A 253-nucleotide genomic window follows, 5' to 3' on the forward strand; every position below is an offset into this window, starting at 1 on the left:
GTGCCGGACCGCGCCCATGGCGCATCGGGTTCTGCGGTCCGCCGCAAGGCTGAACCCGGCAATGCGTCGCATATCGGCGCGCCGATGCCGGGCGTGATCAGCCGCGTCTTCATCAATCAGGGTCAGGAGGTGAAGGCCGGTGACGTGCTCCTGTCCATCGAGGCCATGAAGATGGAAACAGCGCTTCACGCCGAACGTGACGGCAAAATCGCCGAGGTTCTGGTGCGCCCCGGTGACCAGATCGACGCGAAGG

The 253-nt window shown here is 65.2% G+C and carries 1 protein-coding gene; it reads left to right on the forward strand.

The features are described 5' to 3' along the window. The coding region (locus SB816_RS33440) for a biotin/lipoyl-containing protein (RefSeq protein WP_410548433.1) at positions 1–253 on the forward strand (253 nt) is incomplete at both ends.

This window comes from Achromobacter sp. SIMBA_011 (assembly GCF_046535435.1).
GTDB classification, from domain to species: domain Bacteria; phylum Pseudomonadota; class Gammaproteobacteria; order Burkholderiales; family Burkholderiaceae_B; genus Achromobacter; species Achromobacter dolens.